Source organism: Sporosarcina sp. E16_8 (assembly GCF_017347095.1).
Classification (GTDB): Bacteria; Bacillota; Bacilli; order Bacillales_A; family Planococcaceae; genus Sporosarcina.
Genome location: NZ_JADPRZ010000005.1, coordinates 143,844 through 158,108 on the forward strand (window position 1 = coordinate 143,844; position 14,265 = coordinate 158,108).

At 39.0% G+C, this 14,265-nt stretch carries 13 protein-coding genes; 4 read left to right on the forward strand and 9 right to left on the reverse strand.

Features of this window, described 5'->3' with window-relative positions; genetic code table 11:
- Window positions 1–32: 32 nt before the first annotated feature.
- The 6 genes from I2484_RS06585 to I2484_RS06610 all read right to left on the reverse strand — a co-directional run bounded on the left by I2484_RS06585 (window position 33) and on the right by I2484_RS06610 (window position 6,994).
- Window positions 33–1,001: a proline dehydrogenase family protein gene (locus I2484_RS06585; protein WP_207150239.1), complete on the reverse strand. Its 969-nt coding sequence runs from the start codon at window positions 999–1,001 to the stop codon at window positions 33–35.
- 87 nt (window positions 1,002–1,088) lie between these two features.
- Window positions 1,089–1,763 carry an ABC transporter permease subunit gene (locus tag I2484_RS06590; RefSeq protein ID WP_207150240.1) on the reverse strand — a complete coding sequence of 225 codons (675 nt, stop codon included), beginning with the start codon at window positions 1,761–1,763 and terminating at the stop codon, window positions 1,089–1,091.
- A gap of 20 nt (window positions 1,764–1,783) precedes the next feature.
- Complete coding sequence (locus tag I2484_RS06595) at window positions 1,784–2,644, reverse strand: transporter substrate-binding domain-containing protein (RefSeq protein ID WP_207150241.1); 861 nt, start codon at window positions 2,642–2,644, stop codon at window positions 1,784–1,786.
- Window positions 2,645–3,176: 532 nt separating this feature from the next.
- Window positions 3,177–4,880: a methyl-accepting chemotaxis protein gene (locus I2484_RS06600; RefSeq protein WP_207150242.1), complete on the reverse strand. Its 1,704-nt coding sequence runs from the start codon at window positions 4,878–4,880 to the stop codon at window positions 3,177–3,179.
- 420 nt (window positions 4,881–5,300) lie between these two features.
- Window positions 5,301–6,140: a GNAT family N-acetyltransferase gene (locus I2484_RS06605; RefSeq protein ID WP_207150243.1), complete on the reverse strand. Its 840-nt coding sequence runs from the start codon at window positions 6,138–6,140 to the stop codon at window positions 5,301–5,303.
- A gap of 83 nt (window positions 6,141–6,223) precedes the next feature.
- Complete coding sequence (locus I2484_RS06610) at window positions 6,224–6,994, reverse strand: DUF2161 domain-containing phosphodiesterase (protein WP_207150244.1); 771 nt, start codon at window positions 6,992–6,994, stop codon at window positions 6,224–6,226.
- 143 nt (window positions 6,995–7,137) lie between these two features.
- Here I2484_RS06610 and I2484_RS06615 point away from each other — a divergent pair, with 143 nt between their 5' ends.
- A complete protein-coding gene (locus tag I2484_RS06615) occupies window positions 7,138–7,560 on the forward strand; it encodes a MarR family winged helix-turn-helix transcriptional regulator (RefSeq protein WP_207150245.1) in 423 nt (140 codons plus the stop codon).
- A 57-nt stretch (window positions 7,561–7,617) separates the two neighbouring features.
- On the opposite strand, the gene I2484_RS06620 is transcribed toward I2484_RS06615, so the two are convergent.
- Both I2484_RS06620 and I2484_RS06625 read right to left on the reverse strand, forming a co-directional pair.
- Window positions 7,618–8,373 carry an SDR family oxidoreductase gene (locus I2484_RS06620; RefSeq protein ID WP_207150285.1) on the reverse strand — a complete coding sequence of 252 codons (756 nt, stop codon included), beginning with the start codon at window positions 8,371–8,373 and terminating at the stop codon, window positions 7,618–7,620.
- Window positions 8,374–8,436: 63 nt separating this feature from the next.
- On the reverse strand, window positions 8,437–9,243 hold the full coding sequence (locus I2484_RS06625) for a glucose 1-dehydrogenase (RefSeq protein WP_207150246.1): 807 nt from the start codon (window positions 9,241–9,243) through the stop codon (window positions 8,437–8,439).
- A 328-nt stretch (window positions 9,244–9,571) separates the two neighbouring features.
- On the opposite strand from I2484_RS06625, the gene ilvA reads away from it, so the two are divergent.
- Window positions 9,572–10,840 (forward strand): threonine ammonia-lyase IlvA, encoded by a 1,269-nt coding sequence (ilvA, locus tag I2484_RS06630; RefSeq protein ID WP_207150247.1) that lies wholly within the window; start codon window positions 9,572–9,574, stop codon window positions 10,838–10,840.
- A 93-nt stretch (window positions 10,841–10,933) separates the two neighbouring features.
- On the opposite strand, the gene I2484_RS06635 is transcribed toward ilvA, so the two are convergent.
- Window positions 10,934–11,800 carry a mechanosensitive ion channel family protein gene (locus I2484_RS06635; protein WP_207150248.1) on the reverse strand — a complete coding sequence of 289 codons (867 nt, stop codon included), beginning with the start codon at window positions 11,798–11,800 and terminating at the stop codon, window positions 10,934–10,936.
- Window positions 11,801–11,964: 164 nt separating this feature from the next.
- On the opposite strand from I2484_RS06635, the gene selD reads away from it, so the two are divergent.
- Together selD and mnmH are read left to right on the forward strand one after the other, a co-directional pair.
- Window positions 11,965–13,014 (forward strand): selenide, water dikinase SelD, encoded by a 1,050-nt coding sequence (gene selD / locus I2484_RS06640; protein ID WP_207150249.1) that lies wholly within the window; start codon window positions 11,965–11,967, stop codon window positions 13,012–13,014.
- A gap of 33 nt (window positions 13,015–13,047) precedes the next feature.
- Window positions 13,048–14,097: a tRNA 2-selenouridine(34) synthase MnmH gene (mnmH, locus tag I2484_RS06645; RefSeq protein ID WP_207150250.1), complete on the forward strand. Its 1,050-nt coding sequence runs from the start codon at window positions 13,048–13,050 to the stop codon at window positions 14,095–14,097.
- The last annotated feature ends 168 nt before the right edge of the window (window positions 14,098–14,265 follow it).

The following is a 14,265-nucleotide window of genomic DNA, read 5'->3' on the forward strand; positions in this document are numbered from 1 at the left end:
ATTCCCCATGTTACATCCTTTTTAATAGACACTTATTTCTTCTTGGTAACTCTTCCAAGAGCGAAGGCTCCGACAGCCAATCCAAGAATTGTATTTGTTTTCTTATTGAATACTTGTTTAACAACAAGATTCAAGTTTTGTGGTCTTTCAGCAAGGCGACGCATGAAATAGCCATACCAGTCATTTCCAAAAGGAACGTATGTACAGAAATTATAGCCTTCGCTAGCTAATTGCAATTGCATGTCCTTTCTGAAACCGTATAGCATTTGGAACTCGAATTTATCATTCGAAATGTCATTGTCTTTCACAAATTGTTTCACATGGTTAATGACATGATGATCATGTGTTGCGATTGATGTGAATTTACCATTTAATAAATGCCATTCAATCAATTGAATATAGTTTTCATCGATTTCTTTTTTGTCTTGATACGCATATTGCTCAGTCTCTTTATACGCACCTTTTACAATACGTAAACGGAAATTTTTATATTTTTGAATATCTTCTACCGCACGGAAGAAATAGGCTTGAATGACCGTTCCGATATTGTCATAGTCCTTCGATAATTCATCAAGGAGATCAAATGATGGCTGCAAACGAGCATAATCTTCCATATCAAAGTTGATAAAGATTTCGTAACTTTTCGCTTTAGCAACGATTTCTTTTAGGTTTTCCAAACAGAAATCTATATCTATATCTAAACCTAATTGAGATGGTTTTAATGAAATGTGAGCATCCACCCCATGTTCATGAATAGCTTCGATTACTTCAAGGATTTGTTTTTTTGCAGCAAGCGCTTCCTCTTTTTCAAAGACAAATTCCCCGAGATTATCTACCGTACAAGAAATCCCATGAGCATTAAGTTCTTTAATACTTTGAATTGTTTCAGCTACATTAGTTCCTGCTACAACGTTTTGTGCCCCCATTTTCAACCCGTATTTTTTTGCTGCGCTATTCAAAAGTTGGTTTTGGGACAATCCGATAAAGAAGTCTTTTAACATGTTATATGCTCCTCAATATTGTTTTTTATTTATTAATTATATCACATGGCTGTGCTTTTGCAGAAATGATAATTGGTTTAAGAATTTTTAGTTGTACGAAGAGCGTTTTTCTAAATAACTTTGCCAAACTTCGACTAGCAAGCAAATGCCCCAATAGATTAGACCTACCAAAATATAAACCGTCATATAGTCGAACTCCCTACCCCCAACGATTTTTGCACGTTGAAACAAATCGGGTACGGTAATCATCGCCGCCAATGAAGAAGCCTTGATCAGATCTAGCAGAACATTCGACAATGGCGGAACAGCAATTCGGATTGCTTGAGGTACTATTACAAAAAACAATGACTGCCAATAGGACATCCCTAATGCAGTCGCAGCTTCCCATTGTCCCTTATCAATCGAGTTAAGCGACGACCGAATGATCTCTGCCATATAAGCCGAAGAGTGAAGGCTGAAGCCTATTAAAGCAGCTGTGACGGCTGAGAATTGAATTCCAATGTTAGGTAAGCCGAAATAAAGTAAAAATAGGAATACAAGCATCGGCGTACCCCGCATATAAGATATGAAGATACGCGTCGGCCACCTGATCAGTACTAATTTAGACGTTCTACCTAGTGCCAGGAAGAAGCCCATTATCAGCCCAAACACCATACCTCCAAAAGAAATAAGTATGGTGTAACCAACCCCCTGCAAAATATACGGAAACGACTCAAAGGCGAGCTGTAAATCGAAAATATGTTGCCATTCAATTCCACTCACATTACAAGCCGCCTTTTCGTTTAGTCAAAATCATAGTCTTGTTCAACTGATACATCTTCCCCACCAAAGAACTTCTTCGATAATTCGGAAATCGTTCCATCCGAATGCATGTCGGCAAGTACAGTGTTCACTTGCTTAAGTAGTTCGTCATTGTCCTTTTTCATGATGATTGCTTGGACATTCGGATGATACTTGATATCCGGATGTATCATGATTTCGAACTCTGGAAATGCTGCAAGCGCTAATTTTTGTAAGTAGTAATCATTCAAGATGACGTCCGTGCGACCTATTGAAACATCACGCAAATACACATCATTTGTGACGTTATCATAAATCACCTCTTCAGCACCATGGTCACGGCCAACTTGCATATAAACGGAAGTTGCTGCCCCAGCAGCTTTTTTCCCTTTTAAATCTTCAAGAGATTCAATACCTGAATGATCCGATTTTCGGACGATAGCCGTCCCGAATGAATATTTATAAGGCTCAGAAAAAGCGAACTTCTCTTCCCGTTCCGGTGTAATTTCAATATCATTCACAGCTAGATCAGCTTGCCCACTATTCAAAGAAGTAAGCATTCCGTCTAGACCCATTTCAACGTATTTGATCTCGAGGTTCAGACGCTTTCCTAGCTCATTTATTATTTCAACTTCATACCCCGTCAGTTCTTTACTTTCGCTGTCATGGAATGATGCTGGATAAAGAGTTCCAGACGTCGCGACAACAATTTCACCTTTTCCTTGTATGTTCTCCCAAGTGGAAGTTTTAGAACCACTCTCTTTTTTTGTGTCGCTACTAGCACCACAAGCAGCTAATACGACCATCATTGAAAGTAGTAATAAAGACAGGATGATTTTACTAAGATGTTTTTCTTTTGTCATTGAGATTCTCCTTTTGAAAATAGTATATTACAAATAATTGTCCTCTGAAAATTATAATACATTCTATGTTAAGTTGTAACCCTTATGGTTCTAAATCAAAAAAACAGATAGTTTATAATTCGCAGTTTGTTGCACTAAAGATCTTGCCAGTGGTCTACTGTTCGATAAAAAAATAGCTTCATACACAAAGGTATAGTTGCAACTATTATGGATTAAATTCTTTATCCGAACGGGCATCTTGTACTAACATCTGCTTTTATCATTAGCACATGGCTGTTTTTAGGGATGAGGAAAGCGATAGCCACGTTCGAACTACAAATCACAGTATAACATCAAAAGCATTTTTAATTTAAATATGTAAAAACCCGCAAAAGTAAATAACTTTTGCGGGTTTTTTGGGGGAATTACTATTTTATCGGCTTAAGATAGCCTCCGATAGAAGCTATTCGGCGTCCAGGCTCAAGTGCCAGTTCAAAGGCTTTCGTCTTAAGTCGTTCAACTTAAAACAGGCACTTTCGCTTTCTTCAAAAGATTATTCTAATCTGAACTGCCCGACTAGTTTTTCGAGATCTTGTGCCATATGACTCATTTCAGTGGAACGTGTTGCAACTTCTTCAATCGAAGCTGATGTCTGTTCTGTTGCAGCCGAGATATTGTTAGACATATCTTCAATTGAATGAATTGACTGCGTCAAGTCATTGATGAGTTCTACTACTCGATTGGAACTTTCTGCTTCAGCTGTGGTTAAGTCTGAAATTAAATTGATTTCCTTAACAGTTTCTGAGACAGCGCTTGAAATATTACTTAAGGAAGTGGCAGTCAAACGAACCGTTTCCGTTCCAGATTCAATAAGTTTTGTACTCTCTGATGTAGAAGTAACAACACGGCCGATACTTTGAGTAATATCTTGCACTAACTTTTCTACTTCGAGAACTTCTTTATTAGATTGTTCCGCGAGTTTCCTCACTTCCTCTGCAACGACCGCAAATCCTTTACCATGCTCACCCGCACGTGCAGCTTCAATTGATGCATTTAGCGCAAGAAGATTCGTTTGTGCAGCAATGCCTGCAATTGAACTAGTAATATTTTGTATTTTAGTTGTAGATTCTATCAAATTTTGAATTGTACCGCCAGCTTCATTTGATGAGACTCTAATTTTCTCCATATCTTTACTAATGTCATTTACGCTAAGCTGACCTTCTTCTGCGATTTTCATTGTCCGCTCGGAGTTCCCTACACTTAGTTCCGCTTTCTGTTTTGAATCCTGTAGATCATTTGCCAGAGAAGACAAGATTTTTGATGCATGTTCTGCATTGATAGTACCATCTGAGATAGAGGCTGCCGTTTCACTCATATTGTGTGCGACTTGTTGAATCGCCATCTGCATTTCATTTAATGAAGCAGCTGTATCAAGCGAGTTTTGTGTTAATTGAACAGATGTTGTTTTGACAGTACCTATTGTATTGCGCAAGTTTGCTGTCATCATGTTCAACGTACGCCCTAGATCCCCGACTTCATCTTTACTTGTTACAACTATATCTTCAATGCCAAGATTACCATCCGCAATTTCTTTCGCATGCGCGATTAAAGCGGAAATCGACTTAGTTTTACGTCTGATTAGCATTATCGTAATGATCGACGCGATGATCATTGGAATCAGGCTGATTAATATACCATTCCGAACGACATCCCATGTTCTACCCGCCACAATCGATCCGTCAAAATCGATAACGCTGATTGCTATGATTTCTCCATTTGAATCGTGATTTTCGAATATTGGTGCATAGCCAGATAGACGTTTCAAACCTGCAAATTCATAGAGCTCTGTATAAGTCGAATGCTTCATATCCAAGAGCATTGCAAGCGCTTCTTCATCGACTGGAACTGAATCTCCTGGTTCAAATCCTTTAGCACTTAAATGGTCATCAAGTGCCAGAATTGTCCCATCTAAATCCATTATATATTGAGTCTCGAAAATAGCTTTATGATTAAGTGTCCAGTTAAGCTGTTGCCCAACCTCATCCATTGTTTCACGGTCACCTTCAAGCATTTTCTCCACATCTTCCGGGCGGATCAAACCCGTTGTAATACTCGCGCATCCATATGCTTCAACACCTGCGGCATCATATAATTTATCATAAGCTGTTTTATATGTCGCGATGGACGTTATCGCTAACATTGCAACCATGATACCGATAATGATAGTTCCCAATTGTACAGTTAGTGTATTTCTCATAATTTTTCCCCCTACCATTCTACTAGTCTATATTACTCTATTAACTAACAAAAACATAGTCCAAAAGTCAATAGAACAGAAAGTACAATTGCTAGAATATATTTTTGATATTCATCTTTAAAACATGACGCAAACCAAAAAAACTAACCGGAATCAATGTCACTAGCAATTCCGGTTAGTTTTTTAGTTGTACTTGTATAGTAATCACTTAACGAATAGACGATGCTTCCAATACCGCTTAGTCACTTGGTGATGGCCTCACGCAATAAGCAAGCCAGATAGAAGGGTTCAACTGCATCTTCCCTTGGTCTTATTGCTCCGGCTCCTGCAGGACGCGGCAATATTGGACCGCCTTTCATTAGTGTTACTCTTTCGCTAAATTTGTTCGTTATACGGGTGAGGTATACCACCTAGTTAATTCTAAATTAGTTGTGCCGAATATTTACTCTTTTTATAATAATCCTGGCCTTGTATTTTTATGAATCCGACTGATTCATATAAGCCAAGTGCCCGACTATTTTTAGCTTCCACTTCAAGCCAGATTTGATTGCCTGCATTATGCTCGCTTTTCACAATATTGCGGAGCACTTTTCTACCGTACCCTCTCCCTTGGTATTCAGGTAAAATGGCGAATCCGTAAATCCATGCTTCGCCATCCATCCGGTTGATGCGAACCTTACCGACCGTTTCGTTATCCGCCTCAATCATCAAAAATTGCTCATCCTGTCTCTCTTTTATGCGTTCAAGATGGGAACGTGCATCTTCTTCGTCCATTCCGAATGCCAAAACGTCAAGCTTCACTTCAAGTTTCGCATCACTTTTTTTGGCTAAACGAATCAGGACCTCATCGCTTGCTTCGATTGGTTGTTCCGACCAACGCATCTGATATTCAGAAAATGCATATGAATAAGGCTGACTCGCTAACCATCCTTTTGCGGTAATTGATAAAGAAGGGGTATTCAATAAAATTGTTTGAAAACCATACTGTTCGATTGGTGTTGACGCTTGTTGCCAAAGTTTAGTGAAATGCCCTTTCCTTCTATCCCTCGGTCTAACCATTCCACATACTTCAACGGTAGAACCAAAGCCAAATAACGCCAAATAGGCGATAAGTTCTCCATTCTCTTCATGAAAGAAATCCATTTGACGTCCTTCTCTATCGCGGAGCATCTCCCAATTTAACTTCAGTTGAATACCATCCACTTGTTCACATTCTTTTTGAAGCCGTTTAATCGCAATTAATTGACTTTCATTTAACATATAAAATCCCCCAATTCAAAAGCCTTTTGCTTTTGATATGTAATGCCTATTTTAATAGTAACACGTATTATAGGTTTGCCCCTTTACATTTTATCCTCAATTTCATTGATGTCCAAATAAGCGCTGGCAGTCTCTTTGACTACCTCATGATAATGGTTAAAAAGATCTGGGAATTCGTGTAACTCAACTTTTCCTGCTTCACTAATCATATATGTCCCTCTTCGAATTCTATCAAACCATCCATAATAGTTTTTATTTAAAATTGTTAACGTTTTTTCCCCAGTCCCCATCACACGTAAGGATTTTGGCGATAATGGCCCCGATTGCAAAAGACAACAGGCTATATGAATGCAGTTTTCTTTATAGGCTGTCATTATTTTGGTCTGGCTGCTTCCGCCGACATTATAGTCTCCAAGTCTGCCTTCCATTTCAGATATCATCGCTTTCCTTTTATTCTTGCTACGCTGCATACTTTTCTTTCGGTCAAAAGACGCCGGATGAAACACTATTTCAGCCCGCGCCTCGTCTTCAAAGAATGAAACGAGGATAAGGCCTAACTCCAACCTTCTCACCAAATGACAACTATCTTTCCACTTTTTCGAGCGAAAGTTGAGTTTTGGTCTAGGTATTGCGACATAGACTGCATCTGTCAGCCGCTGTCTTTTTGTCGCTTGAATTAAAAGATCAATTGATAGCGATAATTTTAATTCAACGAGGACCAAATCTTGCTCTTTTACAGCTGCAACGTCGCACTCATTTACTTCACCATGGACATCATAACCTTGTTGTGTAAAGTATTCTTTTACCGGTTTATATAAATCGACTTCATATCGCTTGGTTTCTTTGTCTTGCATGTCAACCTTCACCTCATTAAGTTAGTATACATAATTGAACGAAACTACCAACCCCAAATCCCCCATTAATGATGGTACACTAGTCATAAGAGATAAGTTGAAAAAGTTTTTTGACATACTACGAGAAAAGGATGGGGATCATGATGTCTACTCAGACGATTTTTGAACTACTACATACGATTGAGCAAGTGACACATAAAATGCACGTGAAATGGCGGCAGCAAGTGGATTACGATCTCGGTGTATCACATATTGTTGCCTTGCATGAATTACAGATGAATGGAGAAAGCCGACCTTCCGAGCTTGCCCGTCTATTAAACTTTACGCCTGCATCTCTCACGCATCTTTCCACAAAACTATCAAATAAAGAATTGATTACGCGACGGCAGGACGATACCGACCGCCGTATCATCTATTGGAAAATCACGCAAAAAGGCGAAGACTTACTAACTGAAGCACAAAAAGACGGTCAAAATCTTCGCATGAAGGTCTTTTCACATTTAACAGAAGCGGAACAGCAATCGTTACTTTCCATTTACACAAAGTTGAATAAGTCATTAATATAAAAAAAGAGCATCTTCTCAACAATGGAGATGCTCTTTCGATATGTTCAATTAGTTGGTTTATCGAAGCTTAGTAATTCCACCGTCTACCATTAGTGTTTGCCCCGTAATATAATCGGAATCTGCACTTGCCAAGAACACAGCCGCGCGGCCTATATCATTTTCCAGGTCACCAAGTCGTCTTAACGGAATCTTCGAAACCATTGTTTTGAAAGCTTCCGGTTGTTCTTTTGCCCATTGCTGAATTCCAGGAGAATCCGCAAGTGGTGCAATCAAGTTGACATTAATGCCGAATTGACCAAATTCATTTGCAGTAACACGTGTAATCGCTCGGATTGCTTCTTTTGCCGCAGCGTAGGAAGCTTGGTTAGCGTCACCGTTTATGCCTGCCCCAGAAGCGAAGTTAATGATTTTACCTTTCGTTTCCTTCAAGTAAGGCAGTGCAGCCTGCATAAGATAGAAAGTCGGATAAAATCCTGTGTTGAACGATAAGTCAAGATCTGCTTGTGTAATCTCTTCAAATGGCTTATTTGTCGATGCGTGTGCATTATTCACTAAAATATCCAACTTACCGAATTTCTCGACGGTTTTTTTCACTATTTCCGACAATTGATCATGCTCGGCTAAATTCGCTTGGATGAAAATCGATTCTGGTTGATAAACTTGCAATTCCTTAATTACCTGTTCCCCTAATTCCCCGTTCAAATCGACGATGACAACTTTAGCACCCTCTTTTACGAATGAAGTAGCCATGCCTTTGCCAATACCTCCGGCTCCTCCAGTAATAATTGCAACTTTGTCTTGAAGTTTCATAATTGATCATTTCCTCTCTTAAATCGTCTATTGTCAACTAATTTATATGGGTTACTTTCGAGATTCTTACGATGTTTCTTGTGACATTAACTGTTGAAAGTCAGCGATAGTCGGGTTACTTAAGTAGTGACCACCCTCAACTTGAATCGTTTGACCTGTAATAAACTTGGATTCATCAGAAGCTAAAAACAATACGGTATTTCCGATATCATCCGCTTCTCCGTGGTAAGGTAATGCGTTGTATTTCCCGAAAATGTCAAGTAGTTCTTGGGACAAGTTTTGTTTGGCAGCAGGTGTTAAAATCAATCCAGGAGAGACTGCATTACAACGTATATTGTCTTTTCCATATTGCGTTGCGATATATTTCGTTAAATTAACGACTGCAGCCTTCGATGCTCCATAAGCTGAACGGACTGAATCTCCCGCAAAGGCAGCCATAGATGTAGTATTAATAATCGAACCGCCGCCCGCTTTTTGCATATGTGGAATTGCATAGCGACTTCCCAGTAAAACACTCTTTGCATTCACGTTCATTAAACGATCCCACTCATCTAAATCAATATTCACGACATCTAAATCTTTTTGTAGATTTGTCGTCCCTACATTGTTATAGAGGATTGTAATAGTACCAAACTGTTCAACCGTGAAATCAATAGCATCTTTAATTGATTCTTCACTCCCAGCATCCAAAAATACAGCAACAGCTTGCCCGCCGTCGTTTAGGATGTTTTGGGCAACTTGTTTCGCACCTTCCAGATTAAAGTCTGCAACAACTACTTTTGCTCCTTCTTTTGCAAGAAGTGTAGCGGCAGACAATCCGATACCTGACGCCCCGCCAGTTACTAAAGCTACTTTATCCTGTACTCTTCCCACGAAATTACCCCTCTCAATTTCCATTTTTGATTTTGCTACTCAATATACTTTAACATTAAAGTATATTGAGTGAAAGCTTTAACGCCGAAAGCCCTTAGATACAAAATTGTTATCATATAAAAGGAGAAAAAACGAAAAATTATGATGTCTCCCCGTTCCTTGTTGTAATTCATGTAAGAGCATTGAATCTGATTTAGACTACTTAAGTCAGTTTGCCATCATTCCCTCCGCTATTAACTCATAATTACAAACATTCATGTGTTTATTCTCTCACTATCATGTTAGTATAGGAAAATGATCTACTTATATGGAGGGTGCTGAGATTACTATGCATTTAACAAAAACGGAACCATCTGGAATTCAAGTCGAGGACATTCTGATAGCCAATCAATTATTAAAAGATGTAGTCGCACATACTCCTCTACAAAAGAATGAACGACTGTCAGAAAAATACGGTTGTCGAGTCTATGTAAAAAGGGAAGATTTACAACATGTTCGTTCTTTTAAATTACGGGGTGCCTATTACAAAATTAAAACCATAGAAGCAGCTGCACTTGAAAAAGGTGTCGTCTGTGCCAGTGCAGGTAATCATGCGCAAGGAGTCGCTTTCGCCTGCGCGCATCTAGGTATTGATGCAAAAATATTCATGCCACTGACAACTCCGAAGCAAAAAATTAATCAAGTGAAAATGTTTGGACGGGACTTTGTAGAAATTATTTTGGTAGGCGATACATTTGATGATTCATCCACTTCAGCAGTTAAATGTGCGACTGCTGAAGGCAGAATTTTCATCCATCCTTTTGACGATTACGATGTCATTGCCGGACAAGGGACGGTCGCGGTTGAAATTATGAATGATATTGAGGAACCTGTTGATTTTGTCTTCGCCAGTATCGGTGGTGGCGGTCTGATGTCTGGTTTAAGCACTTATATTAAAAACCTGTCACCGCATACGCGCATGATCGGTGTAGAGCCTGCAGGTGCGGCTAGTATGAAAGCCGCATTAGAGAATAACAAAGTGACCACCTTGAATAAAATCGATAAATTTGTTGATGGTGCAGCTGTGCAAAGTGCTGGTCAGCACACGTTTGAAATTTGCCGTAAGTACCTGGAAGATATTGTTCTAGTTCCAGAAGGTAAAGTGTGTACGTCCATCTTGGAATTATATAACCAACATGCAATAATCGTAGAACCAGCAGGTGCGTTATCTATCGCCGCATTGGATTTTTATAAAGAAGAAATCAAAGGTAAGTCCGTCGTGTGTGTCATTAGTGGTGGGAATAATGATATCGGTCGAATGCAGGAAATTAAAGAAAAATCATTAATTTATGAAGGACTACTTTATTATTTCATTATTAATTTCCCACAACGTTCTGGTGCGTTACGTCAATTTTTAGATGAAGTACTTGGACCTGACGACGATATCACTACATTTGAATATACAAAGAAAAACAACAAAGAAAGCGGTCCTGGACTTGTTGGTATTGAAATAAAGAGAAAATCAGACTACGAAGGACTTATTCAGCGCATGCATCAATGCGGTTTCTCCTTTAAAGAAGTTAACAATGATAGTACGTTATTTGATTTACTAATCTAATGTCCACTATATATGTTGAACATATGGGTACCTATATATTGAAAAAATCTTGCTTATGGCGATTAAGCCCTAAGCAAGATTTTTCATTCCTATTTAATAGCCCTTATTAATCAATTGCTCCGCCATTTTGACTTTATTATCATAAAGTTTTTGAGCCAATACTTTTTTTGCTTCCAACGAGGCTACTAAGTAATCCGTATCATTTACGGTGGCAACGATGGAAAACTTATACCCGTATGGACTTGTATCAAGGGAATGTAAGCCATAAATTTCATACTTTTCAACGTAATCTCCGGTCAACTTATCCACTTTCAATAAAGTTAATTGTTTTGCGTTAAGCTCATCGCACACTTCTTGGAGTAATACACGAACGATCCCAGGATCTTGATTGAATGAAACGATTAGGCTTTCATAAATACGTCTTTTTTCAACAGAACCGTTAACCATTTTTCTGATTTCCCCATTGGAAATCGTCAATAGTTTCCCGTTTATCAAACGAATCTTAACAATCCTAAACCCTAATTCCTCAACCGTTCCGCCTTCCAGTTCTCCGTTGACATTTATAAAATCTCCTCGTTTAATGGTTCCTTCAAAAATAATGAAAACACCGCTTATTAGATCATTAATCAGTTTTTGGGCACCGAACCCAATAACTGCCGCGATGATTCCTCCAGCTACAATGACTTCTTTCAGATCACCCACGAATGGCTTTATCGCTGCGATTAATATAATGATGGCGAATATATACCTGGATGTGTTTTTTACAACACTTTCAATTGTTTCTTTCTTCTTTTCTTCTAATAGTGTTGTCCGCTTAAATAATTGTTGCATAATTTTCCTGAATACGACAAAGAGTAAATAGGTGAAAATGATTGTCAATGCCAGCGTAATAAAATACTCTTTAACAACAGATAAATCAATATCAATAAATTCTTGTAACAAATCTGAAAACTTGTTCATTTTTCTCCAATTCCTATTCCAAATTACTAGATTTTTTAGTCCCTAATTTCATTGACTATGCATACTCTACCACAAAAAACGGATCGTAAAACCTACAATGACAAGTCTATTTCAATGCTGTGTTAAGATAATAAATAGATTTCCAAACGAAAGGCGGAACAATAATGGAGAAAACTGAACCAGTAAAATTGACTTCCCTTACAACAAAAGGAGGCTGTGGCTGCAAAATAGGTCCTGCCGATTTGGCGGAGGTATTACGCAACCTGCCAATCGCTACTCCCAATCCTAACTTGCTCGTTGGTCTCGATACGAGCGATGACGCGGGTGTCTATAAACTGACTGATGAAATAGCAATGGTGCAGACACTCGACTTTTTCACGCCGATTGTCGACGATCCTTACGATTTCGGCCAAATTGCTGCAACAAATGCAATCAGTGACATTTACGCAATGGGCGGAACTCCGATTACAGCGCTTAACATCGTTGCTTTTCCTATAGCTACACTAGATAAAAAAATCCTCTCAGAAATACTTCGGGGTTCTGGTGATAAATTAACAGAAGCAGGCGTTACACTTGTGGGTGGACATTCAATAGATGATCAAGAACCCAAATTCGGTCTTGCAGTTACTGGAACCGTCCATCCCGATAAAGTACGAACAAATGCCGGTGCACAACCAGGCGATAAAATCCTATTAACAAAACCAATTGGTGTCGGTATTTACACAACATCATTGAAAAATGGTTTATTATCTAAAGATGAAATTGTCTACGTTACGAAAGTTATGACAACACTTAATAAAACAGCAGCAGAAACAATGGCTTCATACGATGTCCATGCTGCAACGGATGTAACTGGATTCGGGCTGCTTGGACACGCCTCTGAAATAGCAAAAGCAAGCGGCGTAGGCATTCGCATCATTGCCAACCAAGTACCGACACTCCCCCGCACAAAGGAACTTGCAGATGCTGGCAAAGTACCAGGTGGAACAAAAAATAATTTTGCTCATGTTGCAGATGTAGTCTCGTACCCTGAAACTATGGACCAATCCGATCGATGGATTCTATGTGATGCCGTGACATCAGGTGGTCTGCTCATCGCATTACCTGAAGTTCAGGCGGATAGACTGTTGGGTGAACTTCAACATAAAGGCGTTGACGCAAGGATAATTGGGGAAGTAACAGAAGAAAATAGTGGACGTATCACTGTCGAGTAATCGGGTGTGAATTTTGGGTAGAAGGTGAATTGGATGTTCCGAGATTTAATGTTGGAAGATATATTTGCACTGCAAGAAAAAGGGCCACATACATTCATTGATGTCCGATCCCCTAAAGAGTTTAAAGAAGCGACGATTCCAGGTAGTATTAACATTCCTGTTTTCGATGATGAGGAACGCGCGGAAATTGGAACACTTTATAAACAAGTTGGACAAGAAGTTGCTAAAGAAAGAGGACTTGCAATCTTCGCGAAGAAGTTACCGAATTTTATTAGCGCATTCAAAAATATTGAAACGCCAATGACGGTATTCTGCTGGCGTGGCGGCATGCGCAGTAAGACAGCGGCGACTGTCCTGGATTTAATGGGAATCCATACGACTCGATTGAATGGCGGTGTCCGTTCTTATCGTCAATGGGTCGTTCATGAATTGGAAAAAGAGGACTTTTCTCCAGACTTCATTGTATTGAATGGCAATACAGGTACAGGAAAAACTGAGATTTTGAAACGTCTAGCAGACAATGGCTATCCCGTCATTGATTTCGAGAACATTGCAGGTCATCGCGGCTCTATTTTCGGACAAATTGGGCTTGAGCCAAGTAATCAAAAGAAATTTGACTCATTACTCATCCATGAATTAGAACGATTTAAAACGGAGTCGCATGTTTTCATAGAAGGTGAAAGTAGACGGATTGGAAAAGTAAGTTTACCGCAATATATTTATGACAAAAAGGAGAGTGGAATGCAGATCGTCATTCATCTTCCCCTTGCCGAACGGGTCAAAATTGTTTTAGCTGACTATGAACCCTGGAACAACCCAGAACGTTTCAAAGAGGCCTTTCAATTAATTGAAAGACGATTACATACCCCCATCGCCAAGTTGATCGAAACATATTTGGATAATGGTGAGTTTGGATTGGCAGTCGAGTTGCTACTTGAGCACTATTACGATCCAAGATATAGACATTCTGGTGATAAAAATACCGACTTACAGAAAGTAGACATCGAAGCAAAAAATGTGGAAGACGCATTCAAAAAAATTCTTCAGACGATTGAGCGAATTAAAACACCCTCTTTATCATGAATACCAACTGTCCAAACAATCGACTTGTCTGTCGATTGTTTGGACAGTTTTTTATTGCAGATGGACTTGGTATTATAGAATCCCCATTAATGTTTACTTAACTTTAAAAATACCAACACAATTTTACTGACTTTTCCGTCATTAGAAGTTACTATAGAAGGAGAATGG

Bases quoted from the DNA above. Each gene is read 5' to 3' on its own strand.
- I2484_RS06635 (WP_207150248.1), bottom strand. From the start codon at position 11,800: ATGAACAAGTTTTCAGATTTGTTACAAGAATTTATTGATATTGATTTA.
- I2484_RS06600 (WP_207150242.1), bottom strand. From the start codon at position 4,880: ATGAGAAATACACTAACTGTACAATTGGGAACTATCATTATCGGTATC.
- selD (WP_207150249.1), top strand. From the start codon at position 11,965: ATGGAGAAAACTGAACCAGTAAAATTGACTTCCCTTACAACAAAAGGA.
- I2484_RS06595 (WP_207150241.1), bottom strand. From the start codon at position 2,644: ATGACAAAAGAAAAACATCTTAGTAAAATCATCCTGTCTTTATTACTA.
- I2484_RS06605 (WP_207150243.1), bottom strand. From the start codon at position 6,140: ATGTTAAATGAAAGTCAATTAATTGCGATTAAACGGCTTCAAAAAGAA.
- ilvA (WP_207150247.1), top strand. From the start codon at position 9,572: ATGCATTTAACAAAAACGGAACCATCTGGAATTCAAGTCGAGGACATT.
- mnmH (WP_207150250.1), top strand. From the start codon at position 13,048: ATGTTCCGAGATTTAATGTTGGAAGATATATTTGCACTGCAAGAAAAA.
- I2484_RS06615 (WP_207150245.1), top strand. From the start codon at position 7,138: ATGTCTACTCAGACGATTTTTGAACTACTACATACGATTGAGCAAGTG.
- I2484_RS06610 (WP_207150244.1), bottom strand. From the start codon at position 6,994: ATGCAAGACAAAGAAACCAAGCGATATGAAGTCGATTTATATAAACCG.
- I2484_RS06585 (WP_207150239.1), bottom strand. From the start codon at position 1,001: ATGTTAAAAGACTTCTTTATCGGATTGTCCCAAAACCAACTTTTGAAT.